The following is a 25,208-nucleotide window of genomic DNA, read 5'->3' on the forward strand; positions in this document are numbered from 1 at the left end:
CCCTCCGTCAACCCACCGGATTCCAGACATGACTTTCGATTCGTCCAAGCGCAGGTTCCTGCGCACATCGCTCGGCTCCGCCGGCGCCGCCGCCGCGCTGGCCACTTTCCCGCCCAGCATCCGCCGCGCGCTGGCCATCGATGCCAACAATGCCACCGGCACCCTTCAGGATGTCCAGCACGTGGTGCTGGTCATGCTGGAGAACCGCGCCTTCGACAGCTATTTCGGAACCTTCCGCGGCGCGCGCGGATTCGGCGACCGCTTCCCTATCCCCGTGGCCGACGGCAGGAACGTGTTCCACCAGGTCGACGCCGCGGGCAATCCCATCGCCCCCTATCGCCTGGACGTGAGCAAGGGCAACGCGCAGCGCGCGGGCGGCACGCCCCACACCTGGCCCGACGCCCAGGCCGCCTGGGACCACGGCCGCATGGGCAAATGGCCCGCGGCCAAGACGCCGCTGTCGATGTCCTACTACGAGGCCGCCGAGGTGCCGTTCCAGCGCGCGCTGGCCGAGGCCTTCACGCTTTGCGACGCCTACCACTGTTCCATGCACACCGGCACCATTCCGAACCGCCTGTTCTATTGGACCGGCACCAACGGCCCGAGCGGCGACAAGGTCGCGGCCATCATCAACGAGTTCAACGGCGGCAACGACGTCGGCCCCTCCACCGAAGGCTGGACCTGGGCCACCTATGCCGACCGGCTGCAGGCGGCGGGCGTGAGCTGGAAGGTCTACCAGAGCCTGGCCGACAATTTCGGCTGCAACGAGATGATGAGCTTCCGCCACTGGCGCGCGGCCATCGAGTCCATGCCGCCTGCGCGCCGGCCCGTGGCCCTGCCCGGGACGTCGCCCGCCTACGACTCCGCCATCGACGATGCCCTGAGCCCGCTCGCCAAGGGTTTCGGCAACACCATGCCGGACGGCTTCCTGCAGGCGCTGCGCGATGACGCGCGGGAAGGCCGGCTGCCCTCGGTGTCGTGGATCATCCCGCCGTCCACCTACAGCGAGCACCCCGGCCCGTCGAGTCCCGCGCAGGGCGGCTGGTACGTGCAGCAGGTGCTGGATGCGCTGACCGCGAATCCCGAGGTCTGGAGCAAGACGGTGCTGCTGGTCAACTACGACGAGAACGACGGTTTTTTCGATCACCTGCCGCCGCCGTCGGCGCCGTCGCGCGGCGAGGACGGCTCGCTGGCCGGCGCCAGCACGCTGTCCGAGGCCGACATGGCCTTCGAGTACTTCGACTACGCGCCCGCCACCGCGAAACAGCCGCCCAGGGACGGCAAGCCCTTCGGCCCCGGCCCGCGCGTGCCGCTATGGGTGATCTCGCCCTGGAGCCGCGGCGGCTGGATCAATTCGCAGACCTTCGATCACACTTCGACGCTGCTGTTCCTGGAGAAGCGCTTCGGCGTGCGCGAACCGCAGATCGGCGCCTACCGGCGCGCGGTGTGCGGCGACCTGACGTCGGCCTTCAACTTCGTGGATCCCAACGGCGAGAAACTGCCGACGCTGGCGGGCCGCAGCACCAAGGCCGCGGTGGACAACCTGGCCACGGCCCAGGCCGCGGCGCCCAGGATACCGGTGCCCGCGAATCCGGCACTGCCGGAGCAGGAGGCGGGTACCCGCCCCTCGCGTGCGCTGCCCTACGAGTTGCACACGACGGCCAGGGTGGACGCGCGCGCCGGCGCCGTGACGCTGGTGTTCGCCAACGCCAGCCGGGATGGCGCCGGCGCGGTGTTCCACGTCTACGACAAGCTGCACCTGGACCGCGTGCCGCGACGCTACGTGGTCGAGGCCGGCAAGACGCTGGACGGCGCGTGGCGCGCCGACGCGGATGGCGGCAAGTACCACCTGTGGGTGCTGGGTCCTAACGGCTATCACCGCGAGTTCGCCGGCAACACGGGCGAATCGTCCGCCAGCGGTGGTCCTGAAGTCCAGGCGTGCTATGAATTGTGCGATCCGCCCAGGCTCCAGCTCAAGCTGCACAACCGTGGCGGCAAGCCCTGCGCCTTCGAGGTGTCCGCGCCGGCCTACCGGAAGGACGGACCCTGGAAGGCGACGGTCGAGGCGGGAGCCGAGGGGGAATTGAGCTGGCCGGTGGGCGACAGCGGCGGATGGTACGACTTCGTCGTGGCGTGCGACGCGTCGGCGTCGTTCCAGCGCCGCGTGGCCGGACGTATCGAAAGCGGCAAGGACTCGATCACCGATCCGGCGATGGGCCTGGCCGGGGATTGAGCGGGATGGCGCCGGGAGCGGCTGCGCTCCCGGCGTTCGCGGGCGGTGCCTAGCCCTGCTTGTGCTTCTCGATCACCTTGCCGGCCAGATGGAAGCCGGTGTTGGCCGCGGGCACGCCAGCATAGATGGCGGCCTGCACCAGGGTTTCTTCGATGACGGCGGGCTCGATGCCGGCGCGCAGCGCGGCGGCCACGTGCATCTCGAACTCTTCCCAGCGGCCCAGCGCCAGCATCATCGACAGCACGGCGATGCGCCGGGTGGTGTCCTCGAAGCGGCTGGAGGTCCAGACTTCGCCCCAGGCGTAGCGTGTGATGAAGGCCTGGAAGCGGCGGTTGAAGGGCGTGATCGCGGCGTTGCGGGCATCGACGTAGGCCGGGCTCAGCACCTGGCGGCGGCGCGCCATGCCGTAGTCGTAGCGGTCCTGTTCGGTCTCGACCGGCGGATCGGTCAGGAACTCGACCAGCGTGTCGCAGAACTGCACCGGGACTTCGCTGGCCGCGATGTGGGCGGCGGGCAGCATGCGGGTCATGGCGCCCGGGATCCGGCCGGCGATGAATTCGCCTGCGGCGGGCGGGGTCGAGACGTCGCGTTCGCCGGTGACGACCAGCGTGGGCACGGGGATGCGGTGCAGATCGTCGGCCACCTGCATGTCGCGGATGGCCGCGCAGCAGCCGGTGTAGCCGGTCGCGGACGTTTGCAGGAACGTATTGCGCACGCGCTGGAACGCGACGCTGCTGCGTTCCACGTACTCGGGGGTGAAGAAGCGGCCCATGGCCATGTCGACGATGCTGGCCATGCCGTTGGCGCGCACGGTGTCGATGCGGGTCTGCCAGGCCTTGGGATCCATCTGGCACGAGGTGTTGCACAGCACCAGGCGGCGCAGGCGTCCCGGTTTGTTGATGCCGTACCACATGCCTATCATGCCGCCCAGGGACACGCCGGCATAGTCGAAGGTTTCGGCGCCGGCGGCTGTGGCGACGGCATCCAGGTCGTTGCCCAACTGCTCCAGCGTGTAGTCGCCGGCCGGCGCGTCGGAGGCGCCGTGGCCGCGCGCATCGAAGCGGATCACGCGGAAATGGCGCATCAGGCGCGGCAGCACGTCGTCCCAGACCGCGAAGTCGGTGCCGATGGAGTTGGCCAGCACCAGCGGCGGCAGGTTTTCGTCGCCGTCGCTGCGCCAGTAGATGCGGGCGTCGCCGCTGACAACGTGGGGCATGTTTTAGTCCTCCTGGATAAGGGTCTTCTGTTCCTGCCATTGGTACAGCACGGCGCTGCACATGGGCTGGCACGCGGCGATCTGCGGCTGCGGGCCCGCCAGGATGTCGATGTCCCCGGCGCCGAGCACGGCGGTGACTTCGGGAATCTGCTTGAGCAGCTCGGCCACCGGCGTACGTTGCGAAATGGCCTGCTCGCACACCTGGCCCACGATGCGCTGAGCCTTCGCCGGCCCGAGCAGCGCCGACAGCCGCAGCGAAATGCCTTCCGAATAGACGACGCCGTACAGGCGGTCGATGTTGGCCTGCATGGCCTGAGCATCGACGCGCACGCCCTCGGCGATGTCGACCGCGGCGGCGATGCTGCTGGCGGCAAGGCTGAACAGGTCGGCCAGCACCGGCAGCGAATTGGGCCAGGTGCCCAGGCCGCGTTCGTGCTCGGAAGCGAGTTCGCCGGCCAGGATGGACGCGAGCGCGGGGGCGCGGTACGCGGCGTCCATCAGATACATGCTGGAGACGGGATTGCGCTTGTGCGGCATGGCCGACGATCCGCCGCGGCCTTCGCCCGTGGGTTCGAAGGCCTCGGCCACCTCGGCCTGCATGAGCAGGGAGATGTCGCGGCCGATCTTGCCCAGCGCGCCGCACAGGATGGCCAGCTCGCTGCCCAGCCGGGCCAGACGGTCGCGGCCGCCCTGCCAGGAAATGGCGGGCACGCGCAGGCCCAGCCGGTCGGCCAGTGCGCGCGCGACGCGCTGGCCTTCGCCGTAGTGGGTGGCCAGCGTGCCGTTGGCGCCGCCGAACTGCAGCGTGCAGGCCTCGTCCCCCGCGCGCTTGAGCGCCGCGCTGCTGCGGCCCACGGCGTCCAGCCAGCCGGCGACCTTCCAGCCGAAGGTGACCGGCGCGGCGGGCTGGATCAGCGTGCGGCCCAGCAGCGGCGTGTGCCGATGGGCCTCGACCTGCGCGGCCAGCGCGTCGCTCAGCCGGACCAGTTCGGTCCGCAGCAGGTCGAGCGACTGCCGGGCCAGCGTGACCATCGCGGTGTCGGCCAGGTCCTGGCTGGTCGAGCCGTAGTGCACGTAGGAGGCGGCGCCTTCGTTGCGCTTGCCCACCGCGGCCTTGAGCGTCTTGACCAGCGGAATGGCCAGGGTGCCGGCCACGCGGGCATCGGCCGCCAGCTTGCCGGCGTCGAGCGAGAAGGACGAGCAGGTATCGATGATGGCCGTGGCTGCGTCGGCCGGGATGACGCCGCAGTCGCGCTGCGCGGCGGCCAGTTCGGACTCGAAGCGGATCATGGCGGCGATCACCGCCTGGTCGGTCCAGATGGCCCGGATGGCCGGGGTCGAGAAGAAGGCGTTGAGAGCGTCCATGGGGAAGGCCGTATCGGAAGGGCCGCGGCGGCGGCCGGACTGGGCATGACGATAGCATGGCGGGTCACGGGTTTTCCCCCGGCCCGGCGCTCCCTTGACTAATGCACACGTGTGCATTTATCCTGGCGGCCAAGATGAAAAAGAAGCGGCTGCCGTTGCGCGCCGCCAGCGCCACCCCACAGGAACGAGGCACCATGATCATCAAGGAGCTGCGGGAACTCACGGTCCCGCTGCGCGGCAACATCTCCAACGCCCTGGTCAACTTCTCCGAGCACACCGTCTCGCTGGTGGCGGTCGTTACCGACGTCGTGCGCAACGGCAAGCCGGTCACCGGCATCGCCTTCGATTCCATCGGCCGCTACGCCCAGGCAGGCCTGCTGCGCGAGCGCTTCTTCCCGCGCCTGCTGGCCGCCCGCCCGGAATCCCTGCTGGATGAATCGGGCCGCCGCTTCGATCCCGCCAAGGTGCACGCCTGCGCGATGCGCAACGAAAAACCCGGCGGCCATGGCGACCGGGCCGCGGCGGTGGCCGCGCTGGAGCTGGCGTTCTGGGACCTGAACGCCAAGCTGGACGACGAACCCGCGTTCCAGACCATCAGCCGCGCGCATGGGGTCTCGCGCGTGCGCGACGACGTGGATGTCTATGCCGCGGGCGGCTACTACTATCCCGGCGATCCGTGCGCCATCCTGCGCGACGAACTGCTGCGCTACCGCGACATGGGCTTCTCGGCCTTCAAGATGAAGATAGGCGGCGCCGATCTGGCCACCGACGTGGCGCGGGTCGAGGCGGCGCTGGAGGTCGCGGGCGACGGCGCCAGACTGGCGGTCGATGCCAACGGCCGCTTCTTGGTCGACGAGGCGGCGGCCTATGCGAAGGCCATGGCGCCGTACGGGCTGCGCTGGTTCGAGGAAGCCTGCGACCCGCTGGACTTCGATGCCAACCGCCGCTTCATCGAAGGCTATCCCGGCGCGGTGGCCACGGGCGAGAACCTGTTCTCGGCCGCCGACGTGCGCAACCTGCTGCGCTTCGGCGGCATGCGGGCGGACCGGGACATCTTCCAGATGGACGCGGGGTTGAGCTACGGGCTGACGGAGTACGGCCGCATCCTGGCCGAGATGGACGCGCATGGCTACCGGCGGGCGCAGCTCTATCCCCATGGCGGCCACCTGATCAATCTGCACATCGCCGTGGGGCTGCAACTGGGCGGCTGCGAGGCCTATCCCGGCGTGTTCCAGCCCTTCGGCGGCTATTGCGACGACTGCGTGGCGGGCGATGGCCGCATCGCGCCGTCGGGCGCGCCGGGCTTCGGGCTGGAGCGCAAGCCGGAGCTGCGCGAGGCGATCGGACAACTGCTGGCGTGAAGGAGACGCGCATGAAGATCCTGGTGATGGGTTGCGGGGCCATGGGCTCCATCTATGCCGGCCTTCTGGCGGGCAGCGGCAACGAGGTGGTGGCGGTGGACACCTGGCGCGAGCACGTCGCCGCCATGCGCGACCACGGCCTGCGGGTGGAAGGGGCGAGCGGCGACCGGGTGGTGAAGGTGCGCGCGCTGGAGCAGGTGCCGGACGAAGCCATGGATCTGATCGTGGTCGCCGTCAAGGCCGCGCACGTGGCCGAGGCGGCGGGCCGGCTGGTTCCGGCCGTGGGGCCGGACACTCGCGTACTGACGATCCAGAACGGCATGGGCAGCGCGGACCTGGTGGCGCGGGCCGTGGGCGCGGAGCGGGTGGCGGTGGGCATCGCCGGCGGCTTCGGCGCGCAGATGCGCGGCCCGGGCCACACCTTCCACAACGGGATGGAGATCATCCGCATGGGCGCCTACTCGACGTTGGCGCGCGAGCGGGTGGACGCCATCGCGGCCCTGTGGCGGGCGGCCGGCTTCAAGGCCGAGGCCGTGGGCAACATCGCCGCCATGCAGTGGGAGAAGCTGATCTGCAACGTCGCCTACAGCGCGCCCTGCGCGCTGACCGGCATGACGGTGGGCGAGGTGATGGACGATGCCGACATGGGGCCGGTCAGCCGGGCCGCGGCGGTCGAGGCCTGGGAAGTCGCGCGGGCGCGCGGCGTGGCCCTGTCCGTGCAGGACCCGGTGGCCCACGTGCGGGCCTTTGGCGCGAAGATCCCCAACGCTCGGCCCTCGCTGCTGCAGGACCTGGAGAACGGGCGGCCCAGCGAGATCGACGTCATCAACGGCGCCGTGCCCCGGGAAGCGGCGCTGGCGGGCATGCAGGCCCCGGTCAACGCGACGCTGACGGCGCTGGTCCGCCAGCGCGAGCGCAGGGCGGCGCGCTGATGGCGTCCGGGAGCCGGCCATGGGCATGACCGCCACCGAGAAGATCTTCGCCCGCCACGCCGGACGCGACCGGGTGCGCCCCGGCGAGATCGTGACGGCCCGGATCGACCGGGCGCTGCTGAACGACATCAGCGGGCCGATCGCCTTCGAGCGGCTGGCGCAGATGGGCGTGACGCGGCTGCGCGACCCGGATCTGGCGGTGTTGGTGGGCGACCATTTCGCGCCGCCCAAGGACGTGGCCTCGGCCCGCGCCCTGCGTTCGCTGCAGCGCTTCGCCGACGAGCACGGCGTGCGGCACCACTACGACATCGGCACCGGCGGGATCGAACACACGCTGCTGCCCGAGCTGGGGCTGGTGCGTCCGGGGGACCTGATCGTCGGCGGCGATTCCCATACCTGCACCTATGGCGCGTTCGGCGCCATCGGCATAGGCATGGGGTCCACCGACATCGCGGCGGCGCTGGCGATGGGCGAGCTGTGGTTCACCGTTCCGGCCACGCTGCGCATCGAGTTCCACGGCGAGCGGCAGCCTTACGTGACGGGCAAGGATCTGATCCTGCACCTGCTTCAACGCCTGGGCGTGGATGGGGCGGCTTACCAAAGCATGGAGTTCGGCGGCCCGGGCATGGGCGAAGCGACCATGGACGAGCGCATGGCCTTGTGCAACATGGCGGTGGAAGCCGGCGCCAAGACCTGCATCGTGCCGCCCGACGACGCGACCCGGGCGTGGGCGCTGCGCACGGCGGGCGGCGCAGGCGTGATCGAGCATGGAGACGTGGACGCCGACTATGCCGATCGCCTGGACGTGGCGCTGGATGCGCTGCCGGTCCTGTGCGCCAGGCCCTACTCGCCCGGCAACGTGGCGCCGGTGGCCGAGGTGCGCGGCGTGCGCGTGGACCAGGCCTACATCGGCAACTGCGCCAACGGCACGCTGACCGACCTGCGCCAGGCCGCGGCCATCCTGCGCGGACGCAAGGTGGCCCGGGGCGTGCGCTGCGTGGTCGTGCCGGCCACGCGGGACATCTACCGGCAGGCGTTGGCCGAGGGGCTGATCGACATCTTCGCCGAGGCCGGCGCGCTGGTGTCGCCATCGACCTGCGGCGCCTGTGCCGGGCTGAGCACGGGCGTGCTGGCCGAGGGCCAGGTCTGCGTGGCGACCACCAACCGCAATTACCGCGGCCGCATGGGAGACCCGGATTCCCAGGTCTACCTGGCCAATGCCCACGTCGCCGCGGCCAGCGCGGTGGCGGGCGAGCTTATCCATCCGGAGGCGCTGTGACGCAAGCGAGCGCAACGGCGCGCCGGTTCGGCGACGACATCGATACCGACGTCATCATTCCCGCCATCTACCTGACCTCGCATCGTCCCGAGGTGTTGGCCCGCCATTGCATGGAGCCGCTGGACCCCGGGTTCGCCGCCCGGGTCAAGCCCGGCGACGTGCTGGTCGCGGGCCGCAACTTCGGTTGCGGTTCGTCGCGCGAGCATGCGGTGCTGGCGCTGCAGGCGGCCGGCATCGCTTGCGTCGTGGCCGAGAGCTTCGCCCGCATCTTCTTTCGCAACGCGCTCAACAACGGACTGCCGCTGGTGGTCTGTCCGGACGCGGTCCGCGATGCCCGCGAAGGCGACGCGATCCGGGTCGACCTGGACGGCGGACAGGTCTGGCTGGGCGCGCGCGCCTATTCGTTTCCCGTCCATCCGCCCTTCCTGGCCGGGATGATCCGGCAAGGCGGGCTGGTGGAATACGTCAGGCGGCGGCTGGCCGAGACCGGTCCGGACTGACTCACCAACGAGGCGCACAGACGCCAGAGGAGACACGCATGGATCCCCAACCCCGACGATGCGGCCGCCGGCGGCGCCTCGCGCTTGCCGCCGGACTGCTGCCCGCGTTGCTGATGGCGGCGCCAGGACCGGCGTCCGCGCAGGCCGCCGCCCGCTATCCCGACAAGCCCATCCGCCTGATCGTCCCGTTCGCGGTGGGCGGCACCAGCGACGTGTTCGCGCGGCTGGTCGGCCAGAAGCTGTCCACCGCCTTCGGCCAGCAGGTGGTGGTCGAGAACCGGCCCGGCGCCAACGGCAACATCGGCACGGACATCGTCGCCAAGGCCGAGCCGGACGGCTACACGCTGCTGTTCGCGGCCGACGGCACCATGGTGATCAACCCCAGCCTGTACGAGAAGCTGCCGTTCAACGTCGAGCGCGACCTCGCGCCGGTGTCGCGGGTGGTGCTGGTGCCGCTGATCATCGTCGCCAATCCGCAATTGAAGGCGTCCACGCTGCCCGAACTCGTGGCCTTGGGCAAGCGCGCCGACGCCGACCTGGACTTTTCGTCCGCGGGCCTGGGCAGCACCGGCCACCTGGCGGGCGAACTGTTGAAGTCGCGCACGGGCATACGCATGTCGCACGTGGCCTACAAGGGCGGCGGACAGGCGGTGACCGACGTCGTGGGCGGGCAGGTGCCGCTGCTGGTGACGGCGCTGGCCACCGCCGATCCGTTCATCAAGAGCGGCAAGCTCAAGGCCATCGCGATGACCTCGGGCAAGCGCGCGGCCGGGGCGCCCGGCATTCCCACCGTGGCCGAGGGCGGCGTGCCGGGCTTCGATGTCTCGTCGTGGTACGGCATCCTGGCGCCGGCCCGCACGCCCGCGCCCGTCATCGAAAAGCTGCATGCCGAACTGGCGCGCATCCTGCAGGCCGACGACGTGCGGCGCCGCTTCCAGGAACTGGGCGGCGAGCCCATCGGCGACACGCCGAAGGCCTTCGCTGGCGTGATCAAGGATGATCTGGCCAAGTGGGCGCGCATCGTCAAGGACGCCGGCATCAGCGTGCAATAGCCGCGCGCCCTTCGTATCCGCCTGCCCGCGCGCGGACAGGCGGACGGGTACACTCTGGGCACCGGACGCCCACAGGAAGCCCATGGCCAGTTCCAAGCCCGCCCACGGTCCCGTCACCATCAAGGACATCGCCGCCGCGCTGGGCATTTCGCACACCACCGTCTCGCGCGCGCTGAACGATCATCCCAAGCTCAGCGACGACACCAAGGCGCGGGTACGGCAGGCGGCGCAGGAACTGGGCTACGTGCTGAACGCCTCGGGACGCATCCTGCGCGGCGGCGCCAGCCCGCTGGTGGGGCTGGTCATTCCGGACATCCAGAACGATTTCTACAGCGCCATCGCCAAGCGCCTGGCCGAACGCTGCCGGGACGCGGGCTTCCAGATGGTGCTGGCCATTACCGAGGACGATCCGCAGGCCGAGTGCGGCGAGGTCCAGGCGCTGATCCAGGCCCGTGCCGCCGGCATCGTCATCACGCCGTCGCCGGCGCCCCTGCCACGCACGGTCGAACTGTTGGCCGGCACGCCCGCCGTGCAGCTCATACGCAGCGTCGCGACGCTGGCTACCGACGTGGTGGCGATGGACGATGCCGCGGCGGCACACGCAGCGGCGGCCCACCTGCTGTCGCTGGGTCACCGGCGCGTCGGCTATGTGGGCGGGCATGCGCGCATCAAGCCGGGGCGGGACCGCCTGCGCGGGTTCGTGCGGGCACATGCCGAAGCCGGGCTGGAGCCGGATCCGGATCTCATCGTGCAGGTGCCGCCGCGCCAGGAGTTCGGCGCCGAGGCCATGCGCCGGCTGCTGGCCGCGCGGCAGCGGCCCACGGCGGTGGTCATCGGCAGTTCCGAGCTGACCATCGTCGCGCTGGCGGTCATACGCGAGCATGGCCTGTCCATCCCGTCGGACATCTCGGTGGTGGGCTACGGCGATCCCAAGTGGTACGAACTGACGACGCCGCCGCTCACGGCGGTGCGCCTGCCCATCGAGGCGCTGGCGGCATCCACGGCCGAACTGGTTTTTGCGCGCATCGCCGCCCAGGCGCGGCCCGGCGAACCCGCGTCCGCGCCGCGCAAGCTGCGCATCCGGCCCGAACTGATCGCGCGAGGTTCCGCAGTTCCGCGCAGATGAAGACGCCTAGCGCCGGCGCGCCGCCTTCGGCCGGACGTTGCCGTGCAGGGCGGCATAGGCCGTCAGTTCCTGTTCCATCGCCTGGGCCAGCGGCGGCAGGGATTGCGACTTCACCTTCACGATGCCGATCCGCCTGTGGCGGCCGGGGCGGACCAGCGGCACGAAGCACAGGTCCTTCGCGAAGGCCGGCACCGCCAGCCGGGGCAGGATGGTGACGCCCACCTGGCTGGACAGCATGGCCGACAGCGTCATCATGTTGGAGACGTGGAACCAGCAGCTGTCCAGCCACTTCGCCTCGGGGGTGCCGTTCAGCTCGCGGTGGGCGGTGGTGCCGATCAAGGGCAGGTCGGCCAGCACGGACCAGTCCAGCCGGCTGCGCCGGGCCAGCGGATGGCTGGCGTGGCAGACCAGGCCGAACGCGTCCGTCATGAGCGGGATGAAGTCCAGGCCGGGCGTGATCGAGATCTCGCTGGACAGGCCGAAGTCGACTTCCCCCGACAGCACCATGCGGTGGATGTTTTCGGAGTTGTCGTCGATCAGCCGGACCGCGGCGCCGGGATGCCGGCCGATGAAATCCTTGATCAGCGCCGGCACCCAGTTGGTGGCGAAGCTGCCTATGGAGGCCAGCGTGAGCGTGCCCGCGTGCTGGCGCGACTGCGACAGCAGCGTCTCGACGATGCGGTCGTGGTGCTTGACCAGTTCCCTGGCCAGGGGCTCGCACACCTTGCCGAAGGGTGTGGGGGTGGTGCGGCGGTCGGCCTCGAACAGCGGCGCGCCCAGTTTTTCCTCCAGCAGCTGGATGATCTTGGAGACGGCGGGCTGGCTGCGCAGGACCTTGTCGGCGGCGACGCGATAACTCTTCGCATCCAGCACGTGCAGGAAAACGCGCAACTGGGCGATGGGGATCTCTGCCAGCATGTCGATTCCATATGGTTATTGTCTGATCAATATTATTCAATTTTTGGATGATGCGGACGAGCCTATGATCGCCGGATGAATCATGCAGATCGACCCGACGAACTGCTCATTGCGCCGCACGTCGTCCAGCACCCCGGCCCCCTCGTCCTTGCCCTGGCCGGGGGCGGATGCAGTCCAAGGATCTACGGCCAGGTCGCGGCCCCCGGCTGCGCGCTGCATGAAGTGGACTGGATGCGGGGGGCGGGACCGTTCACGCCGCCGGCGGTCGCGCGGCGGCTGGCCGACGCGCTGTCGCCGCGTACCGCGCCGACCGTCTTGCTGGGACATTCGCTGGGCGGCGTGATCGCGCTGCTGACGGCCCTGGCCCGTCCGTCCGCCGTACAGGCGCTGGTCATCTCCAACACGGGTCCGCACACGCGGGACCACGGCGACAACTCGCTGCCCGAACGGATACGCCACCAATGGACTCCGCAGACGCGGCGCGCTTTCCTGCAAGCCTGCTTCGCGCACGAGCCGCCGGCCGCCCTGATGCGGGAGCTCGAGCGCTACCTGGGCGAGCTGCCGGCCGAAGCGCTGCTCGAAGCCGTCGAGGGGCTGCGCCGGATAGACCTGAGCCACGGCCTGGGCGCGCTCCGCTGCCCGGTGCTGATCGCGCACGGGGAACTGGACCGGCGCCGCGGCGTGGCCGACGCGCGGCGGCTGGCGGCGCTGATTCCGGGCGCCGAACTGGTCCTGCTGCCGGGCGGCCATACCCCCATGGTGGACTGCGCCGGCGCCTACAACGAGGCGCTGGACACGTTTCTGGCGCGGCATCTTCGCGCAACCCAACCCTGACGGGAAACGACAAAGAACGAGGAGACAAGCATGAACATCGGAAGCATCCGGCGCCTGGCGCCGGCGGGTCTGCTGGCGTGCGCGGCAGCCTGGACCGGCATCGCGCACGCCCAGGCATCCGACTGGCCGAGCCGGCCGGTCACCATCATCGTGCCGTCGGCGGCGGGCGGCGCGGCCGACTTTTCCGCGCGGGTGTTCGCGGGCTATATCGCCAAGGTCCATCCCAAGGCCACCGTCGTGGTCGACGACCGCCCGGGAGCCGGCGGCGTGATAGGCACCCTGGCCGCCAAGGAGGCCAAGCCCGACGGCTACACCTTCCTGTTGTCCACCAATTCGACCCACGCCGCCAACCTGAGCCTGTACAAGGACCTGCGCTACGACCCGGTCAAGGATTTCGTGCCGGTGGGCCGGTTCGGCACCTTCGGCTCGGTGTTGATGGTGCCCAAGGAAAGCCCGTTCCGGACGGTGCAGGATCTCATCGCCCAGGCGAAGTCGCACCCCGGACGCATGAGCTTCGGCTACTACAGCTCGTCGTCGCAGGTGCCGGCGGAAATGCTGAAGGCCGCCGCGGGCGTGGTGTATGAAGGCGCCGCCTACAAGAACGTGACGCAGATCATCACCGACCTGATCGGCAAGCAATTCGATTTCGCGTTCCTGGATGCGCTGTCGGCCGCCCCCGCCCTGCAGAACGACCGGCTCAGACCCATCGGGGTCACGACCCCGCGCCGGCTGCCGCAACTGCCCGACGTGCCCGCCATTGCCGAGGCCATTCCCGGCTACGAAATGCAGGGCTGGCTGGGGCTGACCGCCCCGGCCGGGACGCCGCCCGCCATCGTGGAAACCGTGAGCGCGCTGATGGGCAAGGCCATGGCGGACCCCGAGGTCAGGCAGTCGCTGGAGGCCAAGGGCATGCAGGCGGGCTTCCTGCCCGCCCGCGACATGGGCGCCTTCATCGCGGCGGACATCGTGCGCTGGCGCGACTGGGTGCGCATGGCCAACATCCCGCCCAACTGAGACGGGACTCGCGCCGGCGTGCCGTGCCGGCGCGGGAGCCGCGTCAGAACTTGTGCCGTATCCCGGCGATGACGGACATCTGCGTCTTCGAGTCCGACGGCAGGTTGCTGAAGATCTGCGCGTAGCGGGCGTCGCCGGCGGCCTTCTGGTAGATGCCCACCAGGAAGATGTCGGTGCGCTTGGACAGGAAGTAGTCCACGCCCAGGTTCAGCTGGTGCCACTTGGGCTTGTTGCCGTTGCTGCTGTACTTGCCATCGGTGAAGATGTAGCCGGCGCCCACCAGGGTGCTGGGGTTGAGGAAGTAGGTGATCGTGCCCTCGTAGTTCGACAGCTTCAGGTCGCTGTTGTCGAAGTAGTCGAACTTGCTGTGCGTGTACAGCGCCGAGACCTTCAGCGCCGGCGTGATGGAGTAGGATCCGCCCGCGCCGTACATGGACTGGCGGTTCACGCCCGCGCCGCCGGGGCTGGTGACGAAGGGCGAGGTGATGCCCCAGTCGCCGTAGATCGCGCCGTTGGGGTTGGTGGCGCTGTTGGGCCGGCGCATGTCGTGGTAGGCCACGCCCACCGACCAGGGGCCCTGGGTGTAGCCCAGCCCGGCGCTGATGCTGCGGTTGTCGGTGGAGTCGCCGGGTTTCTCGGCGGCGCCGTAGACGCCGATGAACTGCAGGCCGCCGAACTTGTTCATGTACTGCACCGAGTTGCTGATGCGGGCGACCGGGAAGAGGTTGTCGTTGTCGCCGATGTGGGTGCCGATCGAAGCGAACTGGATGGCCGATTCGTAGCCCACCAGGGTCTGCGACATGGCGTCCATCTGCCGGCCGATGGTGACCTGTCCCCAACGGTCGTTGGCCAGGCCGACGATGGCGGTGCGGCCGAACAGGCGGCCCTGGGTCCAGGTGCCGGTGTCGGGCGAGAATCCGCTCTCCAGGTTGAACAGCGCGCGCGTGCCGCCGCCCAGGTCCTCGGTGCCGCGCAGCCCCCAGCGCGAGACCTGCATGACGTTGGCCTTGAGCTCGGTCAGGCTCTTGCCGCCCACGTTGGTGGTGTAGGACAGGCCCTCGGAAATGATCCCGTACAGCGTGACGCTGGTCTGTGCCTGGGCGGTGCCGCCCAGGGCCGCCGCCAATAGGCCGCAGCCTGCCGCGGCGGAGGCCGCGATGCGTGTCTTCATGGTGTCTCCCCTCTTATTGGTGATGGCCTGGCGACGGGCAAAGCAGGGTCCTCCAGGCGCGCGGGGCGTCCGGATGCGAAACCCGTCGTCAGGTGTGGTGGCGCGCCGGACGGTAAGGAAGGGCACGTGGCCCGGGCCTCCCGCCGGCGGACGGCGCGCCGGTCAGTCAAGCAGTCCGCGCTGCCTAAGCCAGTCCATGCATAGGTCCCCCGCCTGTTGCAGATGTTCGGGTTGGCCGACGAAATAGTGGTTGGCCCCCCGGATCACGGTCATGCTCTTGTCGGCGCTTGCCGCCGCGTCGAAGATGCGGCGGGTGTGCGGCTGCGGCACGGCGTCGTCGGCCGAATGCTCGATCGCCAGCAGCGGCACGTGGATGCCGGTGGCGCATTTCTCGCCGTGCGCGTTGGTGTCGTCCGGCGACCATTGCGACAGCCACGAGCGCAGCGTGGAAAAGCGCGCCAGCCCGATGGGGCCGTTGTTGGCGGTCTCGGGCACGCCCATGAAGCAGGTGCCGATGGGCCGGTCGTTGGGATCGATGGCACCGTCCAGGAAGCGCGGCTCGGCCATGGTGCGGTGGGTGGCGAAGCCGCGTTCCAGTTCCTTGCCGCCGCGTTTCTTCAGTGTTTCCAGCGTTTCCTTGACCCAGGCCGTGCGGCGGCGGATGCGGGCCAGTTGCGCGGCGCGGAAGCGCGACAGGAACTCGGCCGAGTACGGCGGCTTGCGGTCGGGGTGGTAGAGATCGAGCTCCGGGTCGCGGCGGTCCGGGTCGTTCTCGTCGATGACGCTGGGGTCGATCCAGTCGGCGAAGGTGACGGCGCGCGAGACGTGCGCCGCCTGGAAGATCATCGCGTCGGCCGGTATCAGCCCGGCGGTGGTGATGGCGCAGGGATCGCCCGCCGGCGTATGGGTGAGGGTGGGCCGCTCGGCCTGCGACTGGTAGAACAGCGACAGCGAGCCGCCGCCCGACCAGCCCATCAGCACGATCTTCTCGTAGCCCCATGTTTCGCGGGCATGGCGGATGTAGGCGCCCAGGTCCACCACCACGTTCTCCATGACGAGGGCGCTGTCGTTGCGCGCATACCGGCTGCCGGCGCACAGCACGTGCAGGCCGCGGGCGGCCAGGGCGCGCGGCATGGGCAGCAGCTGCAGCGTGGTGGCCGGGTGCATGAAGACCAGCAGGGTCCGCGATTGCACGCCCTTGGGGACGTAGCGGACGCCCTCGAGGTGGATGGTGCCGAGCGAGCCCGCGAAGCCGTACACGGCCTTGAAGGCCGCCTGTTCCGGGAATTCGACGTGCACCCATTCGGCCTGGGTGTCGTACAGAGGTCTGTCCTTGTCCACTGAGCGGTCTCCCGGGGTCAGCGCGCCGCGGCCAGGCGCGCGGCCTTTTCGCGGGTCCAGGCGTCGCACTGCGAACGCGCGGCGGCGCGGTAGCCGGCCATTTCCTCGTCGCTGGCCACGGTGGTGGTCAGCTCCAGCCGCACGCCGTTGGGGTCGAAGAAGTAGATGGACTGCACGAAGCCCTCGTGGTCCACGGGGCCCAGTACTTCCACGCCGGCGGCCTGCAATCGGGCGCGCGCCTGCTCCACCGCCTGTACCGAATCCACCCGCAGCGCCAGGTGATTGGCCCAGCGCGGCGTGTTGGGCGAGGGCTCGGCCGCCTGGTTGTCGCCCAGGTCGAAGAAGGCCACGTTGCTGCCATCGGTCATCTCGAAGAACAGGTGGACGTAGGGGCAGTGTTCGCCGGTGCTGGGGATGGTCTCGGCGCGCACCAGGTGCGTGAGCGGCAGGCCCAGGATGTCCTCGTAGAAACGGCGGGTTTCCTCGGCGTCGCGGCATCGATAGGCGAAGTGGTGCAGGCCGCGGATGGGTACGAAAGATGTCATGGTGTTGCTCCGGATGAAACGTGGGGTCGCGTCGGGCTCATGCCGCCCGCCGCGCCAGATCGAAATAGAGTTGGGCGAGGTCGTCGCGGCGGGCCAGCTCGGCGCTGTCGGCGGCCAGCGCGATGCCGCCCTTCATCAGCACGTAGGCGCGGCGGGTGAAGGGCAGCGCGATGTCCAGCTTCTGCTCGACCAGCAGCATGGTCAGGCCTTCGGCCCGCAGCCGGTCGAGCACCGTCAGGATCTCGTCCACCACCCGCGGCGCCAGGCCCAGGAAGGGCTCGTCCAGCAGCAGCATGCGCGGTGCGGACATCAGCGCCCGGCCGATCGCCACCATCTGCTGTTCGCCGCCCGACAGGGTGCCGGCAAGCTGCCGGCGCCGCTCGGCCAGGCGGGGGAACAGGCGGTAGACGAAATCGAAGCGTTCCTCGGCGCGCGAACGGTCGCGCCGGATCAGCGTGACCGAGCCCAGGCGCAGGTTGTCTTCCACCGAGAGCGGCGCGAACACGTGCCGGCCCTCGGGAACCTGGACCAGTCCCGATTCGACGATGCGGTGGCTGGGCAGACCGCCTATGTCGGCGCCGGCCAGCTTCACCGTGCCCGAGCGCTGCGCGAGAATGCCCGACAGCGCCGCCAGGAGCGTGGTCTTGCCCGCGCCGTTGGGCCCCAGCAGCGCGACGGTCTCGCCCCGCTCCACCCGCAGGTCGACGTTGCGCACCACGGGCGCGTGGCCATAGCCGCCGCTGACGTTGCACAGTTCAAGCATGGGCCAGGTTCTCCACGTTGCCGAGGTAGGCCTCGATCACCGCCGGGTCGGCGCGCACCGCGTCGGGCGTGCCGTCGGCGATCTTGCGGCCGAAGTTCAGGACCGCCACCCGGTCGGCCAGCGCCATCAGGAAGCGCATGTCGTGCTCGATCAGCAGGACCGCGATGCCCTGGCGCGCGATGCCCAGGATGATCTCCTCCAGCCGCGCGCATTCGCCCGGCGCCAACCCGGCGGCCGGTTCGTCGAACAGCATCAGGCGGGGCCCGGCGGCCAGTCCGCGGGCGATCTCCAGCAGGCGTCCCTGGCCGAAGGACAGCGTGGAGACCTCGGCCTGCGCGAACTCGCCCAGGCCGACGAAGTCCACCAGTTCGTCCGCCCGCCGTTGTGCCTCGCGTTCGGCGCGATAGGAGTCGGGGGTGCCCGCCAGCACGCGCCACAGCGAGGCCGGCATGCGCGTGTGCATGCCGACCATGACGTTCTCGCGCACCGACAGGCTGTCGAAGGACTTGTTGTGCTGGAAGGTGCGCACGATCCCGCGCGGCGCGAAGCCGTGCGTGGGCACGCCCGCCAGCGAGCGGCCGTCGAAGGCCAGCTGGCCGCTGGTGGGCGCGAAGGCGCCGGCGATCATGTTGAAGGTGGTGGTCTTGCCGGCGCCGTTGGGGCCGATCACGCCCACCACTTCACCCGCGTGCACATCCAGGTCCAGGTCCGAAACGGCGTGCAGCCCGCCGAAACGCTTGCACAGGCCGCGTGCCTGCAACAGGGGGGCATTCATGCCAGGCCCTCCCGTTTCACCGGCTTGGGCTCGACGGCCGGCACGCGGGGCAGGGCCGCGGGAGGCCGGTGGCGACGGGCTTGCAGCCGGTCCCACAGCCCGATCAGGCCGCGCGGCTGGAACAGCACCGCCAGCACCATGAACACGCCGAACACCAGGGCGTGGTGGTGGCCGATGATGGGCGAGAGCACGAGCGGCATCAGGTAGAGCAGCACCGCGCCCAGGATGGCGCCCGCCATGCGGCCGCTGCCGCCGACGATCACCATGAACAGCAGCAGGAAGACGTTCTCGAGCCCGAAGATGTGCGGGTTGACGGTGTTGTCGACGAAGGCGTAGACCATGCCGGCGACGCCGGCCAGCGCGCTGGTGACGGCATAGGCGATGACCTTGGTGCGCCGCACGTCCACGCCCATGGCCGCGGCGGCCTCGGGGTTGTCGCGCACCGCGCGGCAGGCGCGGCCGAACCAGGAACGGTCCAGCCGGCCGATGATGGCCATGGTGGCCAGCATCAGCACCACGATCACCACCGTGTACCAGGGGCCGGTGACGTGCACGCCGAAGATGTCCGGCAGCCGGTAGCTGGCCAGCCCGCCGGTGCCGCCGGTGATCGTGCCACCCTCGTTCAGCACGACGATGAAGAGCTGGGCGAAGGCCAGCGTGGCCAGCGCCAGGTAGAAGCCCTCGAGGCGGGTGGCCGGTATGGCCACCACCAGCGCCAGCGCCACGCAGACCGCCACCGTGGCCAGCACCGCCAGCGGCAGCGGCATGCCCGCCTGGGTGACCAGGATGACGATGGTGTAGGCGCCGATGCCGTAGAAGCTGAAATGCGAGAAGGCGATCTGGCCCGAGACGCCGAACAGGAAGTTGTAGCTGATGGCCAGCGCGATCCACAGCAGCATCTTGCGGTAGATGTCGGTCTGGTAGGCCCCGAGCGCGAAGGCGATGGCCGACAGCACCACGGCCGCCACGACGTAGGAAAGCAGGGATTTCATGCGCGGGCCTCCCGGGGACGCAGCAGGCCCGCGGGGCGGACCAGCAGGAAGGCGATCAGCAGCACCAGCGGCACGCCCATGGCCAGTCCGGGCGGAACCGGCGCGTAGCGCACCGTGAACTGCTCGGCGAAGGCCAGGATCAGGCCCCCCAGCAGGGCGCCCTCGACCCGCGTCGCTCCGCCTATGACCAACGCGGTGAAGCCCTGTATGGCCAGCGGCATGCCCATCAGATAATGGGCCGAGACGTTGGGCGCCACCAGCACGCCGGCCAGTCCGGCCACCACCGCCCCGGCCGCGAAGGACAGCGCCGTCACGCGCGACAGGTTGATGCCCATCAGCGCGGCGGCGCGGCGGTCCAGCGCGACCGCCTCGAACGACCGGCCGGTCAGGGTGCGTTCGAAGAAGTACCAGGCACCCGCGAAGACCGCCGCGGCAATCGCGATGATGAAGAAGCTCTGGTACGACCCGGCCAGCAGCCCGAGTTCCAGCCGGCCGAAGCCGAAGGCCGGGGGCACCGGCTGCGGGTCGGGGCCGAAGCCCAGCGACACCAGTTCGCGGAACACCACCAGCATGCCCAGCAGCGCGAGCACCGGCGCCAGCGGCGGCGCGCCCCTGACCACCAGCGGCCGCACCGCCAGCCGTTCGGTCAGCCAGCCCACGGCCACCATCAGCACGGCCACCAGCGCGATGGACACGGCATAGGGCAGCTCGATGCGGGACAGCGCCACGTAGGCGCCGAAGGCCGCCACCATGGCCCATTCACCCACGCCGAAGTTGATGATGCCGGTCGGGCGCGTGATCAGCAGATAGGCCAGCGCCACCAGCCCGTAGATACAGCCGCTGGCGGCGGCGCTGACGAGAAGTTCGAGTAGATCGGTCATGAGGCCCCTGCACCCGCGTCACTGCGCGCCCGAGAAGACGACCTTGCCCTGCTTGTCGCCCTCGTACACCCGCACCACCATGCCGTTGCGGTCGAAGCCCGTGCGCTTGCCCTCGGGGAAGCCGTAGGCCGATCCCACCGCGCCCAGCACGCCCGCGTAGCCCTGCGTGGCCTGCATGGCCGCGCGCACCTTCTCCTTGTCGGTGCCGCCGGCCCGCTTGATGGCGTCGGCCACCAGCATCAGCCCGTCGTAGCCGTAGCCGTTCAGGTTGTAGGGCTCGACGCCGTTCTCTTTCTTGTAGGCCTCGATGAAGCGGCGCGCTTCCGGCTTGGCCGGGTCGAAGGCATCGACGAACACCACGCCGTCCAGCAGTCCCTTGGCCACCACCGCGGTCTGGGGCACCGACAGGTTGAAGTTGCCCAGCACCGGCATCTTCAGGCCCAGCTGGCGGTACGAACGCAGGATGAGCACGTTCTCGGGCGTGGTGACGCCGGTCAGGAAGATGGCGTCGGGCTTGGCCGCGCGCACCTTCTGCATCTGCGGGTCGGCGGTGGTCGAGCCGCGCGGGACCACTTCCTCGGCCACGATCTGCACGCCGGATTTCTCCAGCCCCGCCTTGAACGAGCGGTTGGTCAGCTGGCCCAGGTCGGAGTTTTCACCGACCAGCGCCACGCGCTTGAAGTTGCGGTTGGCCGCGTAGGCCAGCAGCGTGGCGATCTGGGTCGAGCCCAGCGGGCCGGTCTGCCAGAAATAGGGGTTGTCGATCTGCGTGGTCAGGGTGTCGCCGCTGTTGGACGGCGTGAGCTGCGGCGTCTTGGTTTCCAGCGTGACGGTCTGCACCTGCTGGGTCGACGGCGTGAGCGACAGCGACAGGATGAACGTGGCGCCGGCTTCCACCAGCTTGCGCGCGGCCGTGGCCGAGATGTCGGGGCGGGCCTGGTCGTCCTCGATCAGCAGCTCGACCTGGCGGCCCAGGATGCCGCCCTTGGCATTGAGCTCCTTGGCGGCGAAGACGGCGCCCGCGGTGACCGGTTCGGCATAGGGCTTGGCCGGGCCCACCTTGTCGGTGATGATGCCTATCTTGATGGGTTGGGCCATGGCGGGGGCCATGGCCAGCACGGCGGCGGCCAGGGCGGCGCACACGGCGAATCCGGCCATGCGGCCGGACCGGGGGGATGCGATCTTCATGGTGTCTCCTCCTGTTGTTCTAGGCGCGCGCCGGGTCCAGGGCGCGCAGGCGCCGGACCCAATGGGCGAAGGCCGCCATCTGGTCGCCCAGCACCTTGCGCGTGGCTTCGTCGGCCAGCCGGCCCTTGGCGTCGAATTTCGTGTGGCAGGAACCGATGAATACCTCGGGCCGCAGCAGCACCTGGGCTTCCAGGCAGCCGAGGATCTTGCGCAGGTCGTACTGGTTGCGTGCGCCTCCCACCGGTCCCTGGGTGGCGGACAGCACGGCCACCGGCTTGTACCGGAAGGGCTGGGGATCCAGGCGCGAGAGCCAGTCGATCGCGTTCTTGAGCGCGCCACTGACCGAGAAGTTGTATTCGGGGCTGGCGATCAGCAGTCCGTCCGCGGCGCGGATGCGGTCCGCCAGTTGCCGCACCGGCTCGGGGATGCCCTCGGCCTCCATGTCGCCGTTGTAGATGGGAATGCCGTCGAGTTCGGCCAGTTCCAGCGACAACTCGACCGGCATCAGGTCGTGCGCGGCGAGCAGCGCCATGCGGTTGTAGGAACGGCGCCGCAGGCTGCCGCATATCCCCAGGATCTGGAGGCGGCCGGCCTGATGCGCGCCGGGCGTCGTATGAGCGTCCAAAGCGTCTGTCTCCCGTGGCGCCTTCGTGGCGCCTGTTTTTCGTGATGGCGAAGCCAGTCTATGGCCGAGCGATATCAATTCCTAGCAAAATGGTTTATCTTCAATATCAACGGCGTTGATATCACTCCGGCATGGACCTGCTGCGCTTCGACCTGAATCTGCTGCTGTGCTTCGACGCCATCTACCGGCACCAAAGGCTGTCGGCGGCGGCCGACGAACTCAACCTGACCCAGCCGGCGGTCAGCGCCGCGCTCAAGCGGCTGCGCGCCCATTTCGACAATCCGCTGTTCGTGCGCACCTCGCGCGGCATGCGGCCCACCCCGTTCTCGGATGGCATCGCGCCCAAGATCGCGCAGGTGCTGGAAGTGCTCAAGGGCGTGGACCTGTCGTCGGAATTCACGCCCGCCAGCACCACCATCAATTTCCGCGTCTACATCAACGACGTCGGCATGATCGTCGCGATGCCGCAGGTGCTTGCCCACCTGCGCGAGCACGCGCCGCACGCGCGCCTGACCATCGTGGACCTGCGCCCGGACGAGGTGGTCGACGCCCTGGACAGCGGCAACATCGACCTGGCCATCGGCTATTTCCTGGGCATGCCCAACTGGGCGCGCCAGCAGAACCTGCGCACCACGCGCTACGTCTGCATGGTCGCGGGCCACCATCCCGAGATCCGCGACTCCCTGTCGCTGGAGCAGTTCCTGCGCTGCCGCCATGCCATGTACGTGAACAGCGGCTCGCAGTACTACGCCATGGAGCAGGCCCTGGCCGAGCGCGGCCTGACACGCGACGTCATCCTGCACGTGCCGCGCTTCTCGGCCCTGCCCTTCCTGGTGGCACAGGCCGACCTGATCGCGACCGTGCCCGAGGACCTGGGCACGCTGTTCTCGCGGCTGCTGGACGTGCGGATCTTCACGCCGCCGCTGGAACTGGCCAATTTCCAGATCCACCAGTACTGGCACGAGCGGCTGCATGCCGAGCCGGCGTATCGCTGGCTGCGGCAGATCGTCTACGACAAGACTTCGGGGCTGCCCGTGGCGCGCCGCGCCGATTGAGTGCCCGGGCGACTCAATCCACGCGTGTTTTCGAATTGGACGGTGACGCCCGCCCGGGGCTAGAGTGCCGGCGTCGCTCCGGGAACGGCTGTTTCCCGGTCCCATCATTCCGTCCAGGACAGCACGCCATGCGCACGTTCCTTTCTTCTTCTCCCTTCCGCCACGCCGCGTGGGCCATTGCCGCGGCCGCCGCGGCCGGTCCGGCCAGCGCGCAGGCCTATCCCGACAAGCCGGTCCGCATGGTCGTCGCGTTCGCGCCGGCGGGCGGGACCGACATCGTCGCCCGGCTGGTGGCGCCGCGCATGGCCGAGCTGCTCGGCCAATCCGTCGTGGTCGAGAACCGGGCGGGTGCGGGCGGCGTCATCGGCACCGAGAACGTGGCGAAGGCCGCGCCCGACGGCTACACCACGCTGATGGCGACGATGGGCAACCTGGCGGTCAATCCCTATCTGTATGCGATGCGCGTCGACGTCCAGCGCGATCTGAAGCCGGTCAGCAAGGTGGTGGAGGTGCAGTTCGCGCTGCTGGTGCATCCGTCGGTGCCGGCCAAGACTCTGCGCGAGTTCATCGACCTGGCCAAGGCGCGCCCCGGTCATCTGACCTACTCGTCGTCGGGCATAGGCGGCGGGCCACACCTGGCCGGCGAGCTGTTCGACAGCCTGGCGGGCACCAAGCTGACGCACGTGCCCTACAAGGGCAGCGGCCAGAGCCTGTCGGACCTGATCGGCGGACAGGTGTCGGCATCGTTCGACAGCCTGCTCCAGGCGCTGCCCTACATACGCGACGGACGGCTGCGCGCGCTGGCGATACTGGGCAGCGAACGCTCGCCGCTGCTGCCCGACGTGCCCACCGTGGCCGAGGCCGGCGTGCCGGGCTATGAGTTCACCAACTGGTATGGGCTGGTCGCCCCCGCGGGCACGCCGCAGCCGGTGGTCGAGAAGCTGAACGGCGCCGTGCGCCAGGTGCTGGGACAGCCCGACATCCGGCGCAAGCTCGAGGACATGGGCGCCCGCGTGGTGGGTGATGCGCCGGAGGCGTTCGGCAAGTTCATCGCCACCGAGAACACCAAGTGGGAGAAGGTGATCCGTGCCGCCAGGATCACGGCCCAGTAGGCCGGACGCGTGCTACGGCTTGCGCGGCGCGCCGCCCGGCATCCCGGCCAGGCCGATGAATTTCTCGGCCGCCGGGTTGCGCATGTCCTGCCTGCGGACCGCGTACAGCGTGGTGATGTTTTCCTCGGTGCCCGCCAGCGGCCGGTAGTGCAGGGCGCCGGTCCAGGTCGCCTGGGCCGAGGCCGGCACCAGCGCCGCGCCCATGCCCGCCTCGACCAGCGCCAGCATGGTGGGCAGGATGCTGGCCTGGACCACGTGCGGTACGACTTGCGCCGAGTGGAAGATCCGTTGGCACAGCTCGTACGAGTACGGCGCCTGGTCGGGAGAAAATCCGATCAGGTGCAGTCCGTCCAGGTTGGCGATCGGGACGTGTTCCAGATGCGCCAGGGCGTGGTCGGCGGGCAGCGCCAGCACCAGCCGCTCTTGCGCGATGACGCTGTGCGCCAGGCGCGGATCCGCGAGCGCTTTTTCCGGAGGCCGCAGCAGCGCGACGTCCAGCTTGTCGGCATGCAGCGCGTCGAGCATGGGCTCGGGGCGCATTTCCTCCAGCCGCAGCTCGACCTCGGGGTACTGGCGGCGGAAGGCCGAGACCAGCCGGGGCAGCGTGCGGTAGATGGAGCTGGCGGTGAAGCCGACGGTCACGCTGCCGGCCGAACCGCTGGCGGCGCGCCGGGCAGCGTCCGCCGCGGCCTCGGCGTCCTGCAGGATCTTTCTTGCGCGGTCGTGCAGGATGCGCCCCGCGGGCGTCAGGCTGACCGAGCGCGTCGTGCGGTGGAACAGCTCGGCCCCGATCATCTGTTCCAGCTGGCGGATCTGCTGGCTGAGCGGCGGTTGGGTCATGTGGAGCCGCTCGGCGGCCCGGCCGAAATGCAGCTCTTCCGCGACGACCGAGAACGTGTGGAGCAGGCGCATGGAAAGCAGTGGCACTTT

The 25,208-nt window shown here is 69.7% G+C and carries 24 protein-coding genes; 11 read left to right on the top strand and 13 right to left on the bottom strand.

The genetic code is table 11. The features are described 5' to 3' along the window. Nucleotides 1–28 precede the first annotated feature (28 nt). Nucleotides 29–2,233: a phosphocholine-specific phospholipase C gene (locus tag EGT29_RS00560; RefSeq protein WP_124687198.1), complete on the top strand. Its 2,205-nt coding sequence runs from the start codon at nt 29–31 to the stop codon at nt 2,231–2,233. Between the two features lie 49 nt (nt 2,234–2,282). Here EGT29_RS00560 and pcaD read toward each other — a convergent pair whose 3' ends face one another. Together pcaD and pcaB are read right to left on the bottom strand one after the other, a co-directional pair. Next, nucleotides 2,283–3,449: a 3-oxoadipate enol-lactonase gene (gene pcaD, locus EGT29_RS00565; RefSeq protein WP_124687199.1), complete on the bottom strand. Its 1,167-nt coding sequence runs from the start codon at nt 3,447–3,449 to the stop codon at nt 2,283–2,285. A 3-nt stretch (nt 3,450–3,452) separates the two neighbouring features. Beyond that, nucleotides 3,453–4,814, bottom strand: coding sequence for a 3-carboxy-cis,cis-muconate cycloisomerase (pcaB, locus tag EGT29_RS00570; protein WP_161567640.1), 1,362 nt, complete (start codon nt 4,812–4,814; stop codon nt 3,453–3,455). A 194-nt stretch (nt 4,815–5,008) separates the two neighbouring features. Between pcaB and EGT29_RS00575 the strand changes: the two genes are divergently transcribed. The 6 genes from EGT29_RS00575 to EGT29_RS00600 all read left to right on the top strand — a co-directional run bounded on the left by EGT29_RS00575 (nt 5,009) and on the right by EGT29_RS00600 (nt 11,064). Continuing rightward, complete coding sequence (locus tag EGT29_RS00575; RefSeq protein WP_124692157.1) at nt 5,009–6,175, top strand: enolase C-terminal domain-like protein; 1,167 nt, start codon at nt 5,009–5,011, stop codon at nt 6,173–6,175. An 11-nt stretch (nt 6,176–6,186) separates the two neighbouring features. Beyond that, the gene (locus EGT29_RS00580; RefSeq protein WP_124687201.1) at nt 6,187–7,107 is read left to right on the top strand and encodes a ketopantoate reductase family protein; all 921 of its coding nucleotides are present in this window, start codon (nt 6,187–6,189) and stop codon (nt 7,105–7,107) included. A 19-nt stretch (nt 7,108–7,126) separates the two neighbouring features. Continuing rightward, entirely contained in the window at nt 7,127–8,386 is a 1,260-nt protein-coding gene (locus tag EGT29_RS00585) for a 3-isopropylmalate dehydratase large subunit (protein WP_124687202.1), read from the top strand. Continuing rightward, nucleotides 8,383–8,886 (top strand): 3-isopropylmalate dehydratase small subunit, encoded by a 504-nt coding sequence (locus tag EGT29_RS00590; RefSeq protein WP_124687203.1) that lies wholly within the window; start codon nt 8,383–8,385, stop codon nt 8,884–8,886. The genes EGT29_RS00585 and EGT29_RS00590 overlap by 4 nt, the downstream gene beginning before the upstream one ends. Before the next feature lie 38 nt (nt 8,887–8,924). Beyond that, nucleotides 8,925–9,938 (top strand): tripartite tricarboxylate transporter substrate binding protein, encoded by a 1,014-nt coding sequence (locus EGT29_RS00595; protein ID WP_124687204.1) that lies wholly within the window; start codon nt 8,925–8,927, stop codon nt 9,936–9,938. A gap of 82 nt (nt 9,939–10,020) precedes the next feature. Further along, nucleotides 10,021–11,064, top strand: coding sequence for a LacI family DNA-binding transcriptional regulator (locus EGT29_RS00600; protein WP_161567641.1), 1,044 nt, complete (start codon nt 10,021–10,023; stop codon nt 11,062–11,064). A gap of 6 nt (nt 11,065–11,070) precedes the next feature. Here EGT29_RS00600 and EGT29_RS00605 read toward each other — a convergent pair whose 3' ends face one another. After that, a complete protein-coding gene (locus tag EGT29_RS00605; protein WP_124687206.1) occupies nt 11,071–11,982 on the bottom strand; it encodes a LysR family transcriptional regulator in 912 nt (303 codons plus the stop codon). 75 nt (nt 11,983–12,057) lie between these two features. Here EGT29_RS00605 and EGT29_RS00610 point away from each other — a divergent pair, with 75 nt between their 5' ends. Together EGT29_RS00610 and EGT29_RS00615 are read left to right on the top strand one after the other, a co-directional pair. Continuing rightward, the gene (locus EGT29_RS00610) at nt 12,058–12,816 is read left to right on the top strand and encodes an alpha/beta fold hydrolase (RefSeq protein ID WP_124687207.1); all 759 of its coding nucleotides are present in this window, start codon (nt 12,058–12,060) and stop codon (nt 12,814–12,816) included. Between the two features lie 30 nt (nt 12,817–12,846). Then, nucleotides 12,847–13,830: a tripartite tricarboxylate transporter substrate binding protein gene (locus EGT29_RS00615; protein WP_192901782.1), complete on the top strand. Its 984-nt coding sequence runs from the start codon at nt 12,847–12,849 to the stop codon at nt 13,828–13,830. A 43-nt stretch (nt 13,831–13,873) separates the two neighbouring features. Here the strand turns inward: EGT29_RS00615 and EGT29_RS00620 are convergent, their stop codons facing one another. The 9 genes from EGT29_RS00620 to EGT29_RS00660 all read right to left on the bottom strand — a co-directional run bounded on the left by EGT29_RS00620 (nt 13,874) and on the right by EGT29_RS00660 (nt 22,111). After that, nucleotides 13,874–15,001 carry a porin gene (locus EGT29_RS00620; RefSeq protein ID WP_124687208.1) on the bottom strand — a complete coding sequence of 376 codons (1,128 nt, stop codon included), beginning with the start codon at nt 14,999–15,001 and terminating at the stop codon, nt 13,874–13,876. A gap of 162 nt (nt 15,002–15,163) precedes the next feature. Beyond that, complete coding sequence (locus tag EGT29_RS00625) at nt 15,164–16,342, bottom strand: S9 family peptidase (RefSeq protein WP_124687209.1); 1,179 nt, start codon at nt 16,340–16,342, stop codon at nt 15,164–15,166. Nucleotides 16,343–16,359: 17 nt separating this feature from the next. Beyond that, nucleotides 16,360–16,887, bottom strand: coding sequence for a VOC family protein (locus EGT29_RS00630; protein WP_124687210.1), 528 nt, complete (start codon nt 16,885–16,887; stop codon nt 16,360–16,362). Between the two features lie 37 nt (nt 16,888–16,924). Then, complete coding sequence (locus tag EGT29_RS00635; protein ID WP_124687211.1) at nt 16,925–17,650, bottom strand: ABC transporter ATP-binding protein; 726 nt, start codon at nt 17,648–17,650, stop codon at nt 16,925–16,927. Further along, the gene (locus tag EGT29_RS00640; protein WP_124687212.1) at nt 17,643–18,425 is read right to left on the bottom strand and encodes an ABC transporter ATP-binding protein; all 783 of its coding nucleotides are present in this window, start codon (nt 18,423–18,425) and stop codon (nt 17,643–17,645) included. The genes EGT29_RS00635 and EGT29_RS00640 overlap by 8 nt, the downstream gene beginning before the upstream one ends. Then, nucleotides 18,422–19,417: a branched-chain amino acid ABC transporter permease gene (locus tag EGT29_RS00645; protein WP_124687213.1), complete on the bottom strand. Its 996-nt coding sequence runs from the start codon at nt 19,415–19,417 to the stop codon at nt 18,422–18,424. The genes EGT29_RS00640 and EGT29_RS00645 overlap by 4 nt, the downstream gene beginning before the upstream one ends. Beyond that, complete coding sequence (locus EGT29_RS00650; RefSeq protein ID WP_124687214.1) at nt 19,414–20,298, bottom strand: branched-chain amino acid ABC transporter permease; 885 nt, start codon at nt 20,296–20,298, stop codon at nt 19,414–19,416. Before EGT29_RS00650 ends, EGT29_RS00645 begins: the two co-directional genes overlap by 4 nt. Nucleotides 20,299–20,316: 18 nt before the next feature. Beyond that, on the bottom strand, nt 20,317–21,486 hold the full coding sequence (locus tag EGT29_RS00655) for an ABC transporter substrate-binding protein (protein ID WP_124687215.1): 1,170 nt from the start codon (nt 21,484–21,486) through the stop codon (nt 20,317–20,319). 19 nt (nt 21,487–21,505) lie between these two features. Continuing rightward, nucleotides 21,506–22,111 carry an NADPH-dependent FMN reductase gene (locus EGT29_RS00660; protein WP_124687216.1) on the bottom strand — a complete coding sequence of 202 codons (606 nt, stop codon included), beginning with the start codon at nt 22,109–22,111 and terminating at the stop codon, nt 21,506–21,508. A gap of 131 nt (nt 22,112–22,242) precedes the next feature. On the opposite strand from EGT29_RS00660, the gene EGT29_RS00665 reads away from it, so the two are divergent. Together EGT29_RS00665 and EGT29_RS00670 are read left to right on the top strand one after the other, a co-directional pair. Beyond that, on the top strand, nt 22,243–23,166 hold the full coding sequence (locus EGT29_RS00665) for a LysR family transcriptional regulator (RefSeq protein WP_124687217.1): 924 nt from the start codon (nt 22,243–22,245) through the stop codon (nt 23,164–23,166). 128 nt (nt 23,167–23,294) lie between these two features. After that, the gene (locus EGT29_RS00670) at nt 23,295–24,278 is read left to right on the top strand and encodes a tripartite tricarboxylate transporter substrate binding protein (RefSeq protein WP_124687218.1); all 984 of its coding nucleotides are present in this window, start codon (nt 23,295–23,297) and stop codon (nt 24,276–24,278) included. A 12-nt stretch (nt 24,279–24,290) separates the two neighbouring features. Here EGT29_RS00670 and EGT29_RS00675 read toward each other — a convergent pair whose 3' ends face one another. Further along, entirely contained in the window at nt 24,291–25,205 is a 915-nt protein-coding gene (locus tag EGT29_RS00675; RefSeq protein ID WP_161567642.1) for a LysR family transcriptional regulator, read from the bottom strand. Nucleotides 25,206–25,208: the final 3 nt, after the last annotated feature.

Origin of the sequence: Pigmentiphaga sp. H8, from assembly GCF_003854895.1 — a bacterium.
Taxonomy (GTDB): domain Bacteria; phylum Pseudomonadota; class Gammaproteobacteria; order Burkholderiales; family Burkholderiaceae_B; genus Pigmentiphaga.

Coding starts and splice junctions, on each gene's coding strand:
- EGT29_RS00560 (WP_124687198.1), top strand. CDS start 29: ATGACTTTCGATTCGTCCAAGCGCAGGTTCCTGCGCACATCGCTCGGC.
- pcaD (WP_124687199.1), bottom strand. CDS start 3,449: ATGCCCCACGTTGTCAGCGGCGACGCCCGCATCTACTGGCGCAGCGAC.
- pcaB (WP_161567640.1), bottom strand. CDS start 4,814: ATGGACGCTCTCAACGCCTTCTTCTCGACCCCGGCCATCCGGGCCATC.
- EGT29_RS00575 (WP_124692157.1), top strand. CDS start 5,009: ATGATCATCAAGGAGCTGCGGGAACTCACGGTCCCGCTGCGCGGCAAC.
- EGT29_RS00580 (WP_124687201.1), top strand. CDS start 6,187: ATGAAGATCCTGGTGATGGGTTGCGGGGCCATGGGCTCCATCTATGCC.
- EGT29_RS00585 (WP_124687202.1), top strand. CDS start 7,127: ATGGGCATGACCGCCACCGAGAAGATCTTCGCCCGCCACGCCGGACGC.
- EGT29_RS00595 (WP_124687204.1), top strand. CDS start 8,925: ATGGATCCCCAACCCCGACGATGCGGCCGCCGGCGGCGCCTCGCGCTT.
- EGT29_RS00600 (WP_161567641.1), top strand. CDS start 10,021: ATGGCCAGTTCCAAGCCCGCCCACGGTCCCGTCACCATCAAGGACATC.
- EGT29_RS00605 (WP_124687206.1), bottom strand. CDS start 11,982: ATGCTGGCAGAGATCCCCATCGCCCAGTTGCGCGTTTTCCTGCACGTG.
- EGT29_RS00610 (WP_124687207.1), top strand. CDS start 12,058: ATGAATCATGCAGATCGACCCGACGAACTGCTCATTGCGCCGCACGTC.
- EGT29_RS00615 (WP_192901782.1), top strand. CDS start 12,847: ATGAACATCGGAAGCATCCGGCGCCTGGCGCCGGCGGGTCTGCTGGCG.
- EGT29_RS00620 (WP_124687208.1), bottom strand. CDS start 15,001: ATGAAGACACGCATCGCGGCCTCCGCCGCGGCAGGCTGCGGCCTATTG.
- EGT29_RS00630 (WP_124687210.1), bottom strand. CDS start 16,887: ATGACATCTTTCGTACCCATCCGCGGCCTGCACCACTTCGCCTATCGA.
- EGT29_RS00635 (WP_124687211.1), bottom strand. CDS start 17,650: ATGCTTGAACTGTGCAACGTCAGCGGCGGCTATGGCCACGCGCCCGTG.
- EGT29_RS00640 (WP_124687212.1), bottom strand. CDS start 18,425: ATGAATGCCCCCCTGTTGCAGGCACGCGGCCTGTGCAAGCGTTTCGGC.
- EGT29_RS00645 (WP_124687213.1), bottom strand. CDS start 19,417: ATGAAATCCCTGCTTTCCTACGTCGTGGCGGCCGTGGTGCTGTCGGCC.
- EGT29_RS00650 (WP_124687214.1), bottom strand. CDS start 20,298: ATGACCGATCTACTCGAACTTCTCGTCAGCGCCGCCGCCAGCGGCTGT.
- EGT29_RS00655 (WP_124687215.1), bottom strand. CDS start 21,486: ATGAAGATCGCATCCCCCCGGTCCGGCCGCATGGCCGGATTCGCCGTG.
- EGT29_RS00665 (WP_124687217.1), top strand. CDS start 22,243: ATGGACCTGCTGCGCTTCGACCTGAATCTGCTGCTGTGCTTCGACGCC.
- EGT29_RS00670 (WP_124687218.1), top strand. CDS start 23,295: ATGCGCACGTTCCTTTCTTCTTCTCCCTTCCGCCACGCCGCGTGGGCC.